General features: G+C 66.4%; 15 protein-coding genes. 3 read left to right on the top strand and 12 right to left on the bottom strand.

The genetic code is table 11. The features are described 5' to 3' along the window. Positions 1 to 749: IclR family transcriptional regulator (locus AC5RVB_RS16065; protein ID WP_494143143.1), on the bottom strand; the 749-nt coding region annotated here is incomplete at its 3' end. A gap of 164 nt (positions 750 to 913) precedes the next feature. Here AC5RVB_RS16065 and hutH point away from each other — a divergent pair. Both hutH and AC5RVB_RS16055 read left to right on the top strand, forming a co-directional pair. Next, complete coding sequence (gene hutH, locus AC5RVB_RS16060; RefSeq protein WP_227928958.1) at positions 914 to 2,485, top strand: histidine ammonia-lyase; 1,572 nt, start codon at positions 914 to 916, stop codon at positions 2,483 to 2,485. A gap of 96 nt (positions 2,486 to 2,581) precedes the next feature. Beyond that, the gene (locus AC5RVB_RS16055) at positions 2,582 to 2,881 is read left to right on the top strand and encodes an acylphosphatase (RefSeq protein ID WP_494143142.1); all 300 of its coding nucleotides are present in this window, start codon (positions 2,582 to 2,584) and stop codon (positions 2,879 to 2,881) included. 242 nt (positions 2,882 to 3,123) lie between these two features. Here the strand turns inward: AC5RVB_RS16055 and AC5RVB_RS16050 are convergent, their stop codons facing one another. From AC5RVB_RS16050 to AC5RVB_RS16010, 9 genes are all read right to left on the bottom strand, one after another. Then, positions 3,124 to 4,128 (bottom strand): hypothetical protein, encoded by a 1,005-nt coding sequence (locus AC5RVB_RS16050; RefSeq protein ID WP_494143141.1) that lies wholly within the window; start codon positions 4,126 to 4,128, stop codon positions 3,124 to 3,126. Between the two features lie 152 nt (positions 4,129 to 4,280). Beyond that, complete coding sequence (locus AC5RVB_RS16045; RefSeq protein WP_494143140.1) at positions 4,281 to 5,396, bottom strand: NAD(P)/FAD-dependent oxidoreductase; 1,116 nt, start codon at positions 5,394 to 5,396, stop codon at positions 4,281 to 4,283. After that, positions 5,393 to 6,199, bottom strand: a complete 807-nt coding sequence (locus AC5RVB_RS16040; RefSeq protein ID WP_494143139.1) for a hypothetical protein — start codon at positions 6,197 to 6,199, stop codon at positions 5,393 to 5,395. The genes AC5RVB_RS16045 and AC5RVB_RS16040 overlap by 4 nt, the downstream gene beginning before the upstream one ends. Further along, positions 6,200 to 7,102: an aminoglycoside phosphotransferase family protein gene (locus AC5RVB_RS16035; RefSeq protein ID WP_494143138.1), complete on the bottom strand. Its 903-nt coding sequence runs from the start codon at positions 7,100 to 7,102 to the stop codon at positions 6,200 to 6,202. 65 nt (positions 7,103 to 7,167) lie between these two features. Next, a complete protein-coding gene (locus tag AC5RVB_RS16030) occupies positions 7,168 to 7,821 on the bottom strand; it encodes a bifunctional 4-hydroxy-2-oxoglutarate aldolase/2-dehydro-3-deoxy-phosphogluconate aldolase (protein ID WP_494143137.1) in 654 nt (217 codons plus the stop codon). Between the two features lie 6 nt (positions 7,822 to 7,827). Further along, on the bottom strand, positions 7,828 to 8,973 hold the full coding sequence (gene dgoD / locus AC5RVB_RS16025; RefSeq protein ID WP_494143136.1) for a galactonate dehydratase: 1,146 nt from the start codon (positions 8,971 to 8,973) through the stop codon (positions 7,828 to 7,830). Between the two features lie 3 nt (positions 8,974 to 8,976). Further along, positions 8,977 to 9,852 (bottom strand): carbohydrate ABC transporter permease, encoded by an 876-nt coding sequence (locus tag AC5RVB_RS16020; protein ID WP_227904330.1) that lies wholly within the window; start codon positions 9,850 to 9,852, stop codon positions 8,977 to 8,979. Beyond that, on the bottom strand, positions 9,849 to 10,772 hold the full coding sequence (locus AC5RVB_RS16015; protein WP_494143135.1) for a carbohydrate ABC transporter permease: 924 nt from the start codon (positions 10,770 to 10,772) through the stop codon (positions 9,849 to 9,851). The genes AC5RVB_RS16020 and AC5RVB_RS16015 overlap by 4 nt, the downstream gene beginning before the upstream one ends. A gap of 69 nt (positions 10,773 to 10,841) precedes the next feature. After that, a complete protein-coding gene (locus tag AC5RVB_RS16010; RefSeq protein ID WP_494143134.1) occupies positions 10,842 to 12,128 on the bottom strand; it encodes an ABC transporter substrate-binding protein in 1,287 nt (428 codons plus the stop codon). A gap of 135 nt (positions 12,129 to 12,263) precedes the next feature. Between AC5RVB_RS16010 and AC5RVB_RS16005 the strand changes: the two genes are divergently transcribed. Beyond that, a complete protein-coding gene (locus AC5RVB_RS16005) occupies positions 12,264 to 13,028 on the top strand; it encodes a FadR/GntR family transcriptional regulator (RefSeq protein ID WP_227904327.1) in 765 nt (254 codons plus the stop codon). A gap of 51 nt (positions 13,029 to 13,079) precedes the next feature. Here AC5RVB_RS16005 and gatB read toward each other — a convergent pair whose 3' ends face one another. Continuing rightward, the gene (gene gatB / locus AC5RVB_RS16000; RefSeq protein WP_227904326.1) at positions 13,080 to 14,597 is read right to left on the bottom strand and encodes an Asp-tRNA(Asn)/Glu-tRNA(Gln) amidotransferase subunit GatB; all 1,518 of its coding nucleotides are present in this window, start codon (positions 14,595 to 14,597) and stop codon (positions 13,080 to 13,082) included. Further along, positions 14,598 to 15,609, bottom strand: a 1,012-nt coding sequence (locus AC5RVB_RS15995; RefSeq protein WP_494143133.1) for an amidase family protein, incomplete at its 5' end; no start/stop codon positions are given.

The following is a 15,609-nucleotide window of genomic DNA, read 5'->3' as shown; positions in this document are numbered from 1 at the left end:
GGGGCAGCGTGTCCGGCGGGGGCGGAGTGGCCGGGCCGGTCGGGCAGGGCGCTTGGCCCGGGGACGGCATGCCGGGTGGGCACCGTCACCGTGACACTGGCCACCGCATGTCCGGCACGGTCCAGGACAGGTACGGCCAGGGAGGAGAAGCCGTCTGAGACCTCGTCCTCCTCCCACGCGTAGCCGCGCTCCCGCACCTGTTCCAGCAGTCCGCTCAGGGAGGGACCCCCCGTGCGGGAGGACCGCATCACGTCCGCTTCCGGATACAGGGCCCGCAGCTGGGACTGGTTCATCGGGGCCAGCATGGCCCGCCCGCTGGCGGTGCGATGGGCCGGAAGCCGTACCCCGGCGTCGGTCACCAGTGGGGGCTGCCGCGGCGCACGTTCCTCGATCACGTAGATAACGTCGGCTCCCTGCAGCACCGCCAGATGCGCCGTGGCCCGGGTGCGGGTGACGAGCTTCCGCAACGGAAATCTCCCGATGCGCTGCAGAGGCGCCTGCCGGGCGTATCCGGTGCCCAGTTCATGAGCGGTGGCACCTAGCGCATACTTGCTCTCCTCCGGCAGGTGCACTGCAAAACCGTCGGCCACCAGCGCGGCAAGCAGATGATAGGTAGTGGAACGGGGCAGGGAGAGATCCCTGGCCACGGCACCGGCGCTGACCGGCCCGGCCTGCCGGCCAAGGTAGCGGAGGATGGACAGGACCTGCGCCGCCGCCGGGACCTGGACGCGGGAATAACTGGCGGACATGGGCTGAGTCTAGGGCAGTGTCTGGTATCCCAGAAACGGAATGCGCCCGGAACGTAAATTTGGTGCCGCAGCGGTGGTGAGATGGAAGCTCGCAGCATACCGGCCGGGACTGCACGGGCAGCCGGCATGGAAACGGAGAGTTTTCTCCGCGAGGACGGAGAGAAATGCACGTTGAACAGGGCCTTGAGGCCGTTGAGCTGGGGACCGGGCCGCTGGCGGCGCGGGACATCGTGGCGGTGGCCCGGCACGGGGCCAGGGTGGATCTTGCCCCCGAGGCACTGGCCGCCATGGCCTCCTCACGCAGCGTCATCGACAACCTGGCAGCGGATGACAAACCCCATTACGGTGTCTCCACCGGGTTCGGCGCCCTGGCCGTCAAGCAGATCCCGCCGTACCAGCGGACCCAGCTGCAGCGCTCACTGATCCGCAGCCACGCGGCGTCGTCGGGCGCTGAAGTGGACCGCGAGGTGGTGCGTGCGCTCATGCTCAACCGTCTCTCCACGCTGGCTACCGGCCGGACGGGCGTACGTCCCGGGATTGCCCTGGCCTACGCCGGACTCCTGAACGCCGGTATCACCCCCGTTGTCGGGGAATACGGTTCGCTGGGATGCTCCGGTGATCTGGCGCCTCTGTCCCACTGTGCCCTGGCCCTGATGGGCGAGGGGGAGGTTCGGACGCCGGATGGCCGGATGCTCCCCGCGGCCACAGCGCTCGCGGACGCCGGACTCACTCCCGTGCAGCTGAGGGAGAAGGAAGGCCTTGCGCTGATCAACGGCACGGACGGAATGCTGGGCATGCTGACACTGGCGCTCGCGGATCTGCACCGCCTGCTGTCCACCGCGGATCTGGCCGCCGCCATGAGTGTTGAAGGGCTGCTGGGCAGCGACTCGGTGTTCGCGGCAGACCTTCAGGAACTGCGTCCGCAGCACGGCCAGGCCGAGTCCGCCGCCAACATCCGGTCCATACTCGCCGGTTCGGTGCTGATCGAGGAGCACAAGACCGGCGGTTTCACCCGCGTGCAGGACGCGTATTCGCTCCGTTGCGCTCCCCAGGTCCATGGCGCTGCACGGTCCACTCTGGCCCACGCGGAAAGCGTGGCCGCCGCTGAGCGCGCCTCCGCCGTCGACAATCCGGTGGTGACCCTGGACGGACGGCTGGAATCCAACGGCAACTTCCACGGTGCGCCGGTGGCCTATGTGCTGGATTTCCTGGCCATTGCCGTCGCTGACGTGGCCTCCATGAGCGAACGCCGCACCGACAGGTTCCTGGACAGGTCCCGCAGCCACGGACTGAATGCCTTCCTGGCCCACGACCCAGGGGTGGACTCGGGACACATGATCGCCCAATACACGCAGGCCGGCATAGTCTCCGAACTTAAGCGGCTCGCGGTTCCGGCGTCCGTGGATTCCATCCCGTCCTCGGCCATGCAGGAGGATCATGTCTCCATGGGCTGGGCTGCGGGGCTGAAACTGCGCCGTGCGCTGGACGGACTCACCCGGGTGCTCGCCATAGAGCTGCTGACCGCCGCCCGCGCACTGGACATGCGCGACGGCGGACTGGCCACCACACGCAGCGCCCCCGCCGTGGCGGCGGGCCGGGCCGCGATCCGGGAGGTCGTGGCCGGTCCGGGACCGGACAGGTACCTTGCCCCGGAGATCGAGGCGGTACGGGTCCTTGTGGACGGCGGCACCCTCCTGGCTGCCGTGGAGGACAGACTGGGAACCCGGCTGTACTGAGTTTTCCCTGATTCCGGGAGATCGGGCGTGCGGTGGTATGCCCGCGCTAGGCTGTGCGGATGAATAAGTGCGGATGAATAAGCAGGAGCGTCGCGGATGAATGAGCAGGAGCGCCCGGAAGGAACTGAGCGGCGGCTGACCGCCCGCGTCACCGGCGAAGTGCAGGGAGTGGGGTTCCGGTACCGGGCCCGGGGCCGTGCCGTGCAGCTGGGACTGACCGGGGCGGTTTCCAATATGCCGGATGGATCCGTGCGGTTGGTTGCCGAGGGCCGAGAGCCGGCCCTGGACGGACTCCGGGAGTATCTGCGCGGCCCGGAAGCTCCGGGTGTGGTGACCGGCGTCGAAGAATCCTTCTCACCTGCCACCGGCGAATTTCCCGATTTCAGGGCGGAATAGCCCCTGGCTTCCCTGCCACGGCGGCACCGGAAACAAACACCCGTTAAAAGGAAAACGCCGGCAGACTTGGGGCTGGTTGGGGGAAACAACCCTAGTCTGCCGGCGCCGGACCGGTCACTACTCGGTCCATTCATCACTCGCACCCTTATGAGGTACTAACTACGATAAGCGGCCCGTCTGGGTAGGTGCTGAAGACAACCTGACAACTACCTGAGTATTCGGGCCCTCTGGCCCCTCCCCGATCAGGCGGCTGTGAGTTCCCGGTCGGGCTGTCGCACGGCGGCGGTGCGGACCGGACCCGCAGTGAAACCGCAGGACGGTGCTCCTTCCAGGCGCGGCAGGATTTCCTGCTCTGCGGTGCGGATGCCCGGAACGCCCATGACCGGCGCCGGAGCGGATATGTTTTCCCGCGGAGCGCTGCCGGCGTCCTTCCGGACTGCTGTACCCGCGGCCCCCGTGTTAGCGGCCGGTCCGGAAGGGGGAACCGTTCCCGGTTCCCCCTTCCCCGTACCCGCGGCTACCCGCTCAGCCCGGGGTGTGTTCCCCGCGGCCCCTGCTCCTTTGCCAGCAGAACCGGGCTTCCTGCCGCCGGAGCTCTTCTTCGGCGTGGTGTTCGCTGCCGCGCCTGTACCCCGCGTGGCAGTCTTGGTGGCCGGGCGCGACTTACCTGTCTGTGCCTTCTTGGGCTGGGCCGGCCGCTTCGTCCCGGTCTTCTTTTTGGTGGCGGATTTATTCACCGGGGACTTGGTTTTCGCCGGCGAGACGATTGCAGCAGCGGCGGCTGCGGACTTTTCGGCTGCTGCGGCGGAGGTCAGGGCGGCCGTCCGGGCAGCGAGGGCAGCGGCTACGTCCAGGGCGTCGACCGTCTGCGGCATCCGCACGGACACGGCGGGACGGCCTGCCGGTGCGGCGGGGCGTAGCGCAGCCATGATTTCCTCGGTGGCCGAACGCGTGGTGTCAACAAAAACGGCTGCGGCGTTGTCATCCGGCATGGTTTCCACCCGCTGGCGTGCTGCCCGGGAAACGTATCGGTAAATTGCCGTGATGACCACCAGGAGGGCGGCACCCGTGCCGTAAAGCAGAATCAGGGACAAGGCCAGGGAGGTGGTTCCGCCGGAGAAGAAACCGACCCCGATAATGGCCAGAACCAGCCACAACGTACTGATAATTGTCAGGATCGAACGGACCCGGATGTAGAGGGGACGCTGCTGCACGCCAACAACTTTTGGCGGCAAGAAATCTGGCACTGAGACTGACCTTTCGGGCACTGAGTTTTCGATGCGTAGGTGTTTTCGCCGGACGGGCTTGATACCTACAACTCTAGGCATCTCTTGGTGCCCTAACGACCATACGGAGGGCCCTTGGCTGATTCGTTACAGCGGAAACAGTGAGATCTTGGTCACACTGTTATCCGGGCCGGGCTCAGTGCCCTGCTGAGCGGGTTTTCCGCTTCGGTTCCCAACAGGATTCCGGCTGCGAGTTCGGCAATGCCGGAGGAGGTTTGGAATCCGTAGCCGCCCTGTCCGGCGAGCCAGAAGAAGCCCTGCACGGCCGGATCCGGGCCCACCACGGGCAGCCCGTCCTGTGTTTCGGTGCGCAGTCCGGTCCATGCCCGGGACACCCCGGTAATACCCATGGTCGTGACGCTGTTGACCAGTTCCACCAGCGCCTGCACATCGGTTTGCCGCGGCCGGGCATCCTCGGCAACGCTCGGTTCGCTTTCGGACGGCGAGATCAGCACCTGCTGCCCTTCGGGGCGGTAGTAGAAACGGTCTCCGGCATCGGCGACCATCGGTGCCCCTTCCGCCAGCGGCCGCTCGACGTCGACGACGGCGGCTGTCCGGCGGTATGGCGTCAGCCCCAGCGGGCGGGCACCGAAAATGTCCGCGATGCCGTCTGCCCAGGCACCTGCTGCGTTGATCACCGTTTGGGCGCGGAACCGGCTCCCCTGCGCCGCGACCTCCCATAATCCCGCGGCCGGACCTTCCCTCCGGCCAGCCTCCCGGACGCGCTGTCCGGTCATGATGCGCCCACCGGCGGAGCACAGGCGCTGCCGGTGGTATTCGAGCAGCGCGTCCGTGTCGCAGGCTACCGATGTGGTGTCCAGCCCGGCGGCCGTGAAAGCTCGCGGTTTCAGCTCCAGGGCCAGCCCGAGCGCCTCCGCCGGCATGACGGGATGCATGTGCGTACTTGCCCGGTCCCGGACGGATTCCTCATCACCGATCAGCAGGAAACTGCGGGGGGTCAAAACAGGTGCGGACAGCTCGGCTTCCGCGCTTCGGATCAGAGCCAGCGTCCGCAGGGTCAGGTCCTGGACCGGGCGCGGTCCGTAACTGGGGATCAGCTGCCGGGCGGACCGGGAGGAGGTGTGATAGGCCAGTGTCTGTTCCGCTTCCACCAGCACCACGTCCGCCCCGTGGGCGACGGCCAGTTCGGCGGCCAGGGAAAGGCCCGCGATCCCACCCCCGATCACCAGGACATCGCAGGAAACCGGTGTGTTCGGCGGAACGGTCATGGAGAGGTCCTTTCAACGGTAAGGAGGGTGGCGTCATCGGCGCTCTCGCCGGTCCCGGCCTGCAGGCGGCGCAGCGCCAGTAGCATTTCCTGGGCCGCCAACGGCGACCGTGCCGCCTGCAGGAATTCGGCCGGTCCCTGCACAATGCCCAGGTCCACCGCCCGCCAGGCTCCGTCGGAGGCCAGAACCATCCGTCGGGGAGGGCCCAGACGGACCGTGCGCGCCTGATCGGCGGCCTCCACCTCGCGCCGGGCCACCCACAGCCGTCCGGGTGTATTGCGCAGTTCCCTGTCACGGATCCGCAGTTCCCGTTCCCGGAGGGGGTCGGCGGATTCTTCCGGGCGGATCCGGATGTCCGCGGGTTCGTGCGTGACGTGGACTGTGGAGCCGTCCTCCAGCTCCACCACCGCATGGCAGTCCGCCAGGGCCAGCACCTCGACCCCCTCCCCCGTGAGCTGGGCCAGGCACATCGCTGCCGACGGAAAGCGGACTCTTTCCCCGCCGACCAGGCTGGCGGCGAGCTTGTCCATGCGGCCCAGGGCATCGGCAAGGACTGCCGGTGCACTGAGGTCCGCGTTCCCCGTCCCTTCCGCGGCAACGGCAGCCTCGGTGAGCAGCCGGTCCAGCTGCCGGGCATACCAGGACGGGTCGGACGGACCCGGCAGGCCGAGCTGGGGAAGCAGCGAACTGGCGCCGTCGAGCACCCACGCCGTTGCCCCGGCGAAACCGCATTCATCCTCCTGGACGTGGTCGTCCCCCTCGATCGAAATCCGGACCGAGTGTTTCCAGCTGCCCATCCCCACTTAGGGTGTCCCTTCTCTGTCATTCGTAAGGATCTCCATGAGGGTCTCGGACCCCAGCAGGTTCAATCCGGGTGCGTCATCGGAGTTGGCCAGCAGGACGGTCGCGAGGCAGACCGCCCACCCGCGGGCACGCTGCCAGATATGCGGGTCGGCATCGTACTGCGGCCCCAGTGCGGCACGGAACGCCGTCCGGCCCGCGGCGTCGAACACCAGCCACGCTGCGGCCAGGTCCGTGGCCGGATCCCCGGCGGTCAGGTCACCGAAATCGATCACTGCCTGAAGTGCCTGGTCCTTGGAGACGAGGTTCGCGGCATGCAGGTCCCCGTGCAGCCAGAGCGGAGGCCCGGGCCAGCCGGGCGCCTCACGTGCCTCTGACCAGACTTCCCGGACCCGAACCGCGTGCGGGACCATGCCGGTGTCCAACCGCTCCTGCACTGATCTGTCCCGTTCCGGCAGCGGCCCGCCCCGGAACGGATTCCGCGGGTAGTCCGGCGGCGCGGGCCGGTGGAAGGCATTGAGGAACGAGGCCAGGCCGTCCGCCAGGGCTGTGTTGCGGTCCCGGGGCTGCAGGGAGACGTCCTGCCCGTCGAACCAGCGGGTGATGGTCCACGGCCAGGGGTAGAGCTCGCAGGGCGTGCCGGAGAACAGCGGAGCAGATGTCGGTATGGGAACCTCAGCGGTCAGCTGCGGCAGCCACTGCTGTTCATTGGCCGTCAGCCCCGCTGCGGACCGGCGGCGGGGCAGGCGGACAGCGTAGTCGGTACCCAGCCGGTAGATGTGGTTGTCCCATCCGCTGCCGGCTACGTGCAGCTCGAGGCCGGCCAGGTCAGGCCGTTGTTCCCTTATCAGCTGCCCCACCAGTGCGGGGTCGGCGGAGATCTCAGCAGCGGGAAGGTTGGCCATTTCGAAAGCCTACCGTCAGGCTATGCCGGCCGTCTGCCGGAAAGCGGAGATGACGCCGGCCCGCACTATGCGGACGCATCCATTCGGTCAGGGCCTGCAAGCTCAACGAAGTTCCGCGCCCGCTCGCGCATAGCCGCCAGGTCCCCATCCTGGGTCGCGGCGTCGCCCACCAAGGGCCCGCCCAGGCCAAGTGCCACGGCTCCGGCCTGGAAGTATCCCGGCGCGTCTGCCAGCCCCACTCCCCCTACGGCAATAAAAGGAATCCCTGGCAAAGGGTCCCGGAGCGCCTTCAGGTACCCCGGTCCGCCGGCCGAGGCAGGGAAGAGCTTTACCGCCGCCGCACCCTGCGCCATGGCTGCCACGGCCTCCGTGGCTGTGTAGGCGCCGGCCAGTACCGGCACATCCAGCCGGACGGCTGCTGCGACGGACTCCGTAACTCCCGGCGTCACTATGAACCGGGCACCGGCCGCCGCCGCATCGCGGGCCTGCGCCGCGGTAATTACAGATCCGGCACCCACCCAGTGTCCCGGCGCACTGCCGCTGCCAAGGGTCTCGATTGCCTCCAGCGCCCCCGGGGTTGTCAGGGTGATCTCCACACAGGAGATACCCTCCTCGAACAGTGCCCGGGCGGCGGCGGCGGCGGCCTTGCCGTCCGTCCCCCGGATAATCGCCACCAGCCGCCCCCGAAGCAGGGCGGGCAGGAACTCGTCAGTTGTCATTTCTGCCTACCATTCCGCGAAGGAGCCGTCGCTGTGCCGCCAGACCGGTCCGCGCCAGGCGTGCCCGCGCTTGTCTGCGGACCGCACCGCCTGTTCATCCACTTCAATCCCCAGGCCCGGACCCGTCATTCGTTCGATGTGCCCGTTGATGAAGGCAAACGGAGCCTTGTCCACCACATAATCAAGGACCTCGGCGCCCTGGTTGTAGTGAATGCCGATGCTCTGTTCCTGGATCAGGAAGTTCGGGGTCGCGAACCCCACCTGCAGGCAGGCTGCCAGCGCCAGCGGCCCCAGCGGGCAGTGCGGTGCCAGCTGGACGTCATAGATCTCGGCCAGGGACGCGATCCGGCGCACCTCCGTGATGCCGCCGGCATGGGAGAGGTCCGGCTGCGCCACCGCAATTCCGGCCTGGAGTACGGGGAGGAACTCCTGCCGGCTATAGAGCCGTTCACCGGTGGAGACGGGAATACTGGTGACGGCGGTGACGGACTGCAGCAGGTGCGGGTTCTCCGGCAGGACCGGTTCCTCCAGGAAGAATGGCCGGTAGGGTTCCAGCAGCGGTGCAACCCGGCGCACATTAGCCACCGAGAAACGGCCGTGGAAGTCCACCGCCACGTCCCGGCTGTCGCCAAGGACCTCACGTGCGGCTGCCACCCGGCGGACGACGGCGTCCAGTTCCGCCACGGTGGCCACGGCAGCCATCCTGCCGCTGGCATTCATTTTGACCGCGGTTAGTCCTGCCTCCATCTGCGCACCGATGTGGTCTGCCACTTCACCGGGATCATCACCTCCCACCCAGCCGTACATCCGGATCCTGTCCCGGACGTGACCACCCAGCAACTGATGTACCGGTGTGCCGAAGTGTTTGCCGGCAATATCCCAGAGCGCCTGGTCCAGTCCGGAGACCGCGCTGGCCAGGATCGGCCCGCCCCGATAGAAGGACCCCTTGGTCAGCACCTGCCAGTTGTCCTCGATCCGCAGGGGGTCCCGTCCCATCAGGAGCTCGGCCAGCTGCTCCACGGCGGTCCGGACCGTTTCGGACCGGCCCTCGCAGGTGGCCTCGCCCCACCCGACGATGCCTGAATCGGTTTCCACCCGGACAAACAGCCAGCGGGGCGGCACCATAAAAGTTTCTACCCGGTCAACCCGCATCTGCTATCCCTTCGTGGCCCCGGCCGTCAGGCCGCTGACCACATATTTCTGTGTGAACAGGGCTATGACCATGATGGGAATCGTGACCACCGTGGCTGCTGCCATCAGCCCGCCCCAGTCGATGCTGGCGTAGGAGACAAAGTCGAAGATGGCCACCGGCAGGGTCTTGGTGGACGCTCCGGAGAGCACCAGGGCAAACATAAAGTTGTTCCAGGAGAAGATGAAGGCGAGGATTCCTGCCGTCATGATGCCCGGCAGTGACAGGGGCAGCGTGATCAGCCGGAACGCGCCGATGGGTGAGAGGCCGTCCACCTGCGCCGACTCTTCCAGCTCCACCGGCAGCGAGTCGAAGTAGCTCATCATGATGTAGACGATCAGCGGCAGGGCGACGAACATGTGGCTGAGGATCAGCACGCTGAAGCCGCCCACCATCCGCAGGTTGGAAAATACGTAGTACCAGGGCACCAGCAGGCTCACGCCCGGGATGATCCGGGCCATGAGGACCACCAGCGCCGAGCGCTGCATGGAGAACCTGCTCATGGCATACGCCGCCGGTACCCCCAGGAGCAGGGAGAGCAGCGTGGAGGCAAAGGCCACCCAGAAGCTGTTGAAGATGAAGACGAAATAGTTGTTGCGCTGCAGGACATTGGAGTAGTTCTCGAATGTCGGCGTGAAGACCAGGGATTTTGCCGCGTCATAGATGTCCACGTTGGTCTTGAAGGAGGCGAGCACCATCCAGGCGAGCGGTGCCAGCAGCGCCAGGACCACCACCACCAGCGCGCAGACGCGGAAGGCCTTGTAGGCCCGGCTGCGCAGCGGCTTCCGGCGCGGAGCCAGCACGGGGGCAAAGGACTCGGGAAGTTCGGTGACGGTGCTCATGGGGTTCCCTTCCGGCGGCGGGTCAAAAGGAACATGATGCTGACAATGATCAGGAAAAACAGGATCAGCACCGTGGATGACAGCCCATACTTGTTGTAGTCAAAGCTCAGCCCGTAGGCGTAAATGTTCAGGGTTTCCACTTCGTTGAACGAGCCTCCGCCCTTGCCTTTGGTGGCATAAAGGATGTCGAAGGTTTTCAGGGCGTCGATGCTGCGCAGCAGCACGGCCACAATGACTGTCGGCATCATCAGCGGCAGGGTCACGTACCAGAAGCGCTGCCATGCGTTGGCGCCGTCAATCCGGGCAGCTTCGTCGGGTTCCTCGGACAGCGAGGTCAGCCCGGCAAGCAGGATCAGCACGATCATCGGCGTCCATTGCCAGATGTCGATGAAAATGGTGGTCGGCAGGGCGCTCTCGACGCCGGACAGCCACGGCTGCGGCGGGATGCCCACCCAGCCCAGCATCTGGTTGGCGAATCCGATGTTGGGGTCGAAAATCAGCCGCCACATCATGCCCACCGCAACCGGCGTGGCCACCAGCGGCAGCAGGATGGCCACCCGGACCCATTTTTCGCCGCGGAACGGACGCCACAGCAGCAGGGCGATGCACATACCGAGCACCATTTCCACTGCGAGGGCCGTGACCGTGAAGTAGGCGGTGCGGCCGGCGGCCGGCCAGAACCGGTCGGTGTCCGTGAGGACGGTCAGGTAATTCTCCAGGCCGATGAAATCGGAGTCGGCGCGGACGGATCCCGAGGCATCGGTCAGGCTCAGGTAGACGGTCCAGGCGACGGGAAAAATGATGAGGATCCCGACGAAGATCATCGCCGGAGCAGCGAACAACCATTTGCGGTGGGCGTTCGCCCAGTCGGAGAAGGACTGCCCCGCGGTTTTCCTGGCCGGGGCGGTGGCAACGGACATGTTTTCGCCTTTGAAAGCAGGTGCGGGAGGAAGGAACCCGGGCTGCCGGGCAGGCCGGCAGCCCAGGGCTTACTGTTCGCCCTCGAGGAACTTTTCGAAGGCTTCGTGGGCGGTGTCCGCCTCTGCATCGGAATCCGCTCCGGTGATGGCGGCCACGATGGGTGCACCGACAATTTCGCGTGCCTCGCCCACCGACTTCACCAGCGGCCGGTCATGGCCGACGCCGTTTTCGGCGCTGATGCTGATCGCCTCGGCCAGGTCCTCCGGGTAGGTGGATGTTCCGCCGGCATCCGCCCACACGGAGGCGCGGGGACCGGGGACACCGCCCTGCTGGATCTGCATGGTCATGTCTTTGCTGGTGGCCCATTCGATGAACTTCCAGGCGTTGTCCTGGTTCTGCGAGGCCTCGTTGATGGCCAGGCTCCAGGACGGAATGTTGTACGGTTTCGACCCCGCCGGTCCGGCCGGCAGCGGTGCGAAACCGACGGTGTCGGCCACCTTGGACTTCGCAGGGTCAGTCGCGTTCTTATAGAGCGAATCGGCTTCCGTGTAGAAGGCGGCACCGCCCTGCGTAAAGATCGCCATGGCCTCGGACCAGCTCATGTCGGTACTGACGTTTTCTGGCCCGTAGTTGTTGATGAGTCCGCCGTAGAAGGCATAGGCCTCCTTGGCCTCCTCGCTGGATACAGCTGACTCGCCATCCTCGATGAAGTCACCGCCGAAGCTGAAAAGGAAGCTGGAGAACTGGGTGACTGCTGCGGATTTACCGGTGCGGGCCACGAAGCCGGCCGTGCCGGGGTTCGCCTCGGAGATCGTTTTCGCCGCGGCTTCCAGTTCCTCCATGGTGGCCGGGACCTCCAGGCCTGCAGCGTCGAGCAGGTCCTTTCGGTAGTACAGCACCTCACGCTCGGTGATGATGGGGACACCTACCACCTTGTCCTCGAAGGTGGTTGCGGTCACCGGCCCTTCCTGGAAGTCGCTCCACTCCCAGTCCGCGTTGGCCTCAACCCGGTCCGTCAGGTCAGCGAGATAGCCGTTGTCTGCGAACAGTCGCCCCTCCTGCAGGGGCCGGTACATCATGACGTCAATCTCATCCGAACCTGCATTGAGTTTTACGTTGTACTGGTCCGAGAGCTGGTCCTCGCCCAGCTGGGTGAGTTCCACCTTGAGCCCGGTTTCCTCTTCGAACTCGGGGATGGCTTCCTTGATGGTGTCCGTCCACACATGGTTGGCCACCGTGACCCGCACCGTGTCCGAGCCTTCGGCTCCCCCGTCGTCTCCGCTGCCGCAGGCGGTCAGTCCCAATGCCAAAGCTGTCAGCACTGCTGCGGTCCGTGAAAGTTCTTTGCGCCCCACGCCGTCTCCGTCCGTCCGGGGCCGCCTCAGGCGAGGAACCCCCGCGCGGATGCCTCGTTGCTTCCGCGGTGAGCAGAGTCTAAGACGCTAAATCATACTTAATCAATGGTTTTCTTAAAGCCGTATGATTCAACGATGACGACGACGTCCGACGGCCACACCACCGGCAACCCAGCGGCCGGCACCGCTGTCTCCGGTCTGCATGCACGCGTTCTCGAGGATCTGGGGCTGGCCATTTGCGAGGGGCGCCTGGCCGCCGGGGAGATCCTGCGCACCGAGCAGTTCGAGGAGAAGCTTGCTGTCTCCCGCTCAGTCATCCGCGAGGTGCTGCGGGTGCTTTCGGCCATGGGAATGGTCGCGCCGCGCCGCAGGGTCGGAGTGCAGATACTTCCGGTCCAGTCCTGGAACCTCTTCGACCCGTTGATTATCCGGTGGCGGCTGGCCACTTCGGAGCGGCTAAGCCAGCTGCGCTCGCTCGCTGAGCTGCGCACCGCCGTCGAGCCGCAGGCAGCCCGGCTGGCCGCCGGACGCGCCGCTCCCGGGCAGGCCGCTGACCTGCTGCGGTTGTCCGGTGGCATGTGGGCCGCCGGCAAAACCGGAAATGCCGCAGAGTTCCTTCGCCTGGATGTCCAGTTCCACCAGCTGCTGCTGACAGCCTCCGGCAATGAGATGTTCGCCCAGCTGCACCGGCTGGTGGCGGAGGTCCTGACCGGCCGCACGCATTACGGCCTGGTCCCGGAAGTGCCTCATGAGGAGGCTCTGCAGCTGCACATGGATATAGCCCTGGCTGTGCAGGCAGGGGATGCCGCATCCGCGCAGGCGGCGATGGAGAGGATAGTGGAGCGCAGCATGGAGGAAACCACCGACTATTGGGCACGGCACGCTGACCCGGGGGCTTAACGCGAAAACCGGCCCCGGATGACCCGGGGCCGGTCTTCAGCACCAGCCTGACTAGCCCTGGACGCCCAGGCGTTCGAGGATCAGCTCGCGCACGCGGCCGGCGTCGGCCTGACCGCGGGTCGCCTTCATGACGCCGCCCACGATGGCGCCGACAGCCTGGACCTTGCCGCCGCGGATCTTGTCCGCAACGTCCGGCTGTGCGGCCAGGGCGGCGTCGATCGCTTCGAGCAGGGGCCCGTCATCGGAAACGACGGCCAGGCCGCGCTTCTCAATGACTTCCTCCGGGGTGCCTTCGCCGGCGAGCACGCCGTCGAGGACCTGGCGGGCCAGCTTGTCGTTGATTTTGCCGGCCTGCACCAGGCGGTCCAGTTCCACGATCAGTTCCGGCGTAACGCCCACGTCCACCGGATCCACTTCGGCTTCCTTGGCACGGCGGGCAACCTCACCCATCCACCATTTGCGGGCAACCTGCGCGGAAGCGCCTGCGGCAATGGTTTCCTCGATGGCTTCCATGACGCCGGCGTTCACCACGTCACGGAACTCGGCGTCCGAGTAGCCCCAGTCTTCCTTGAGCCGCTTGCGGCGTTCAGCCGGCGGTTCGGGCAGCTGGGCGCGGAGCTCTTCGATCCATTCCTTGGAGGTGACCACGGGAACGAGGTCAGGCTCGGGGAAGTACCGGTAGTCATCGGCGTCGGATTTCGGCCGGCCCGAGGTGGTGGAGCGGGTGTCCTCGTGCCAGTGCCGGGTTTCCTGGACAATCGTGTTGCCGGAGTCCAGCACGGCGGCGTGGCGCTGGATTTCGAAGCGGACGGCGCGTTCGACGGCGCGCAGCGAGTTCACGTTCTTCGTTTCCGAACGCGTGCCAAACTTCTCCTGGCCGTGCGGGCGCAGCGAAACGTTCGCGTCGCAGCGCACGTTGCCACGTTCCATCTTCGCGTCGGAAACGCCGAGGTTCTTCACGATTTCCCGGATGGCGGCCACGTAGGCCTTGGCCAGTTCGGGGGCACGGGATCCGGCGCCTTCAATGGGCTTGGTGACAATCTCCACCAGCGGCACGCCGGCACGGTTGTAGTCCACCAGGGAGAAGTCGGCGCCCTGGATGCGGCCTGCCGCACCACCCATGTGGGTGAGCTTGCCGGCGTCCTCTTCCATGTGGGCACGCTCAATCTCGACCCGGAAGACGGTGCCGTCTTCCAGCTCGATGTCCAGGTAGCCGTCGTACGCAATGGGATCTTCGTACTGGGAGGTCTGGAAGTTCTTGGGCGTGTCCGGGTAGAAGTACTGCTTCCGGGCAAAGGTGCAGGATTCGGCGATCTTGCAGTTCAGGGCCAGGCCGATCAGGATCGAGTACTCCACGGCCTTTTTGTTCACCACGGGCAGGACGCCGGGCATGCCCAGGTCCACCGGGGTGACGGCAGTGTTGGGCTCGTCGCCGAAGATGTTCGGTGCATCGGAGAACATCTTGGTTTTGGTGTTCAGCTCCACGTGGACCTCGAACCCCAGCACCGGGTCGTACTTCTCCATGGCCTCTTCGAAGGACAGGGTTTCATCCTGGATGTGGACGGACATTTACTTCACTCCTCCGAGTACGGGTGCCGAGGCCAGCAGCGGGCCGCCCCACTTCTGCTCCAGCATGCCCTCAAGGGCGGCGCCGGCGCGGTAGAGGCGGACGTCTTCGCGGGCCGGAGCCAGGAACTGGATGCCGACGGGCAGTCCGTCGGCCAGGCCGCCGGGAATCGAGATGCCCGGGACGCCGGCCATGTTGGCCGGAATGGTGGCGATGTCGTTCAGGTACATGGCCAGCGGATCGTCCAGCTTCTCGCCGAGCTTGAAGGCGGTGTTGGGCGAGGTCGGGGAAATCAGCACATCGGCCTGCGCAAACGCGGCGTCGAAGTCGCGCTGGATCAGGGTGCGCACCTTCTGCGCCGAGCCGTAGTAGGCGTCGTAGTAGCCGGCCGAAAGTGCGTAGGTGCCCAGGATAATGCGGCGCTTGACCTCATCACCAAAGCCGGCGGCACGGGTGGCGCCCATAACCCGTTCGATGGTCAGCGGCGGCTCGGCGGGCAGCTCGCGCATGCCGTATCGGACGCCGTCGTACTTGGCCAGGTTCGAGGAGGCCTCGGACGGCATGATCAGGTAGTAGGCGCCGAGGGCGTACTTGAAGTTGGGGCAGGAGACCTCGACGATCTCTGCGCCGGCGTCACGGAGCATCTCCACCGACTCGTTGAAGCGTGCCTGCACACCGGCTTCGTAGCCTTCACCCTGCAGTTCCTTCACGATGCCGATCCGCATGCCGGCCACGTTGCCGTTGCGGGCCGCGTCAGCCAGGGAACCGACCGGGTCCGTGAGGGAGGTGGAGTCGCGCGGGTCGTGACCGCCAATGACTTCCTGCAGCAGAGCCGCGTCCAGCACGGTGCGGGAGACCGGGCCGATCTGGTCCAGCGAGGAGGCCATGGCGATGGCACCGTAGCGGGAAACACCGCCGTAGGTGGGCTTCACGCCCACGGAACCGGTGACGGCGGCGGGCTGGCGGATGGAGCCGCCGGTGTCGGTGCCCAGCGCCAGCGGAGCCTCGAAGGCG

The sequence above is a fragment of the Arthrobacter sp. Y3225209 genome, assembly GCF_059090685.1.
Note: the sequence above shows the minus strand (reverse complement) of the source record. Positions and strands in the feature narration are given on the sequence as shown.

Bases quoted from the DNA above. Each gene is read 5' to 3' on its own strand.
- gatB (WP_227904326.1), bottom strand. From the start codon at position 14,597: ATGTCCGTCCACATCCAGGATGAAACCCTGTCCTTCGAAGAGGCCATG.
- AC5RVB_RS16030 (WP_494143137.1), bottom strand. From the start codon at position 7,821: ATGACAACTGACGAGTTCCTGCCCGCCCTGCTTCGGGGGCGGCTGGTG.
- hutH (WP_227928958.1), top strand. From the start codon at position 914: ATGCACGTTGAACAGGGCCTTGAGGCCGTTGAGCTGGGGACCGGGCCG.
- AC5RVB_RS16005 (WP_227904327.1), top strand. From the start codon at position 12,264: ATGACGACGACGTCCGACGGCCACACCACCGGCAACCCAGCGGCCGGC.
- AC5RVB_RS16055 (WP_494143142.1), top strand. From the start codon at position 2,582: ATGAATGAGCAGGAGCGCCCGGAAGGAACTGAGCGGCGGCTGACCGCC.
- AC5RVB_RS16035 (WP_494143138.1), bottom strand. From the start codon at position 7,102: ATGGCCAACCTTCCCGCTGCTGAGATCTCCGCCGACCCCGCACTGGTG.
- dgoD (WP_494143136.1), bottom strand. From the start codon at position 8,973: ATGCGGGTTGACCGGGTAGAAACTTTTATGGTGCCGCCCCGCTGGCTG.
- AC5RVB_RS16020 (WP_227904330.1), bottom strand. From the start codon at position 9,852: ATGAGCACCGTCACCGAACTTCCCGAGTCCTTTGCCCCCGTGCTGGCT.
- AC5RVB_RS16015 (WP_494143135.1), bottom strand. From the start codon at position 10,772: ATGTCCGTTGCCACCGCCCCGGCCAGGAAAACCGCGGGGCAGTCCTTC.
- AC5RVB_RS16045 (WP_494143140.1), bottom strand. From the start codon at position 5,396: ATGACCGTTCCGCCGAACACACCGGTTTCCTGCGATGTCCTGGTGATC.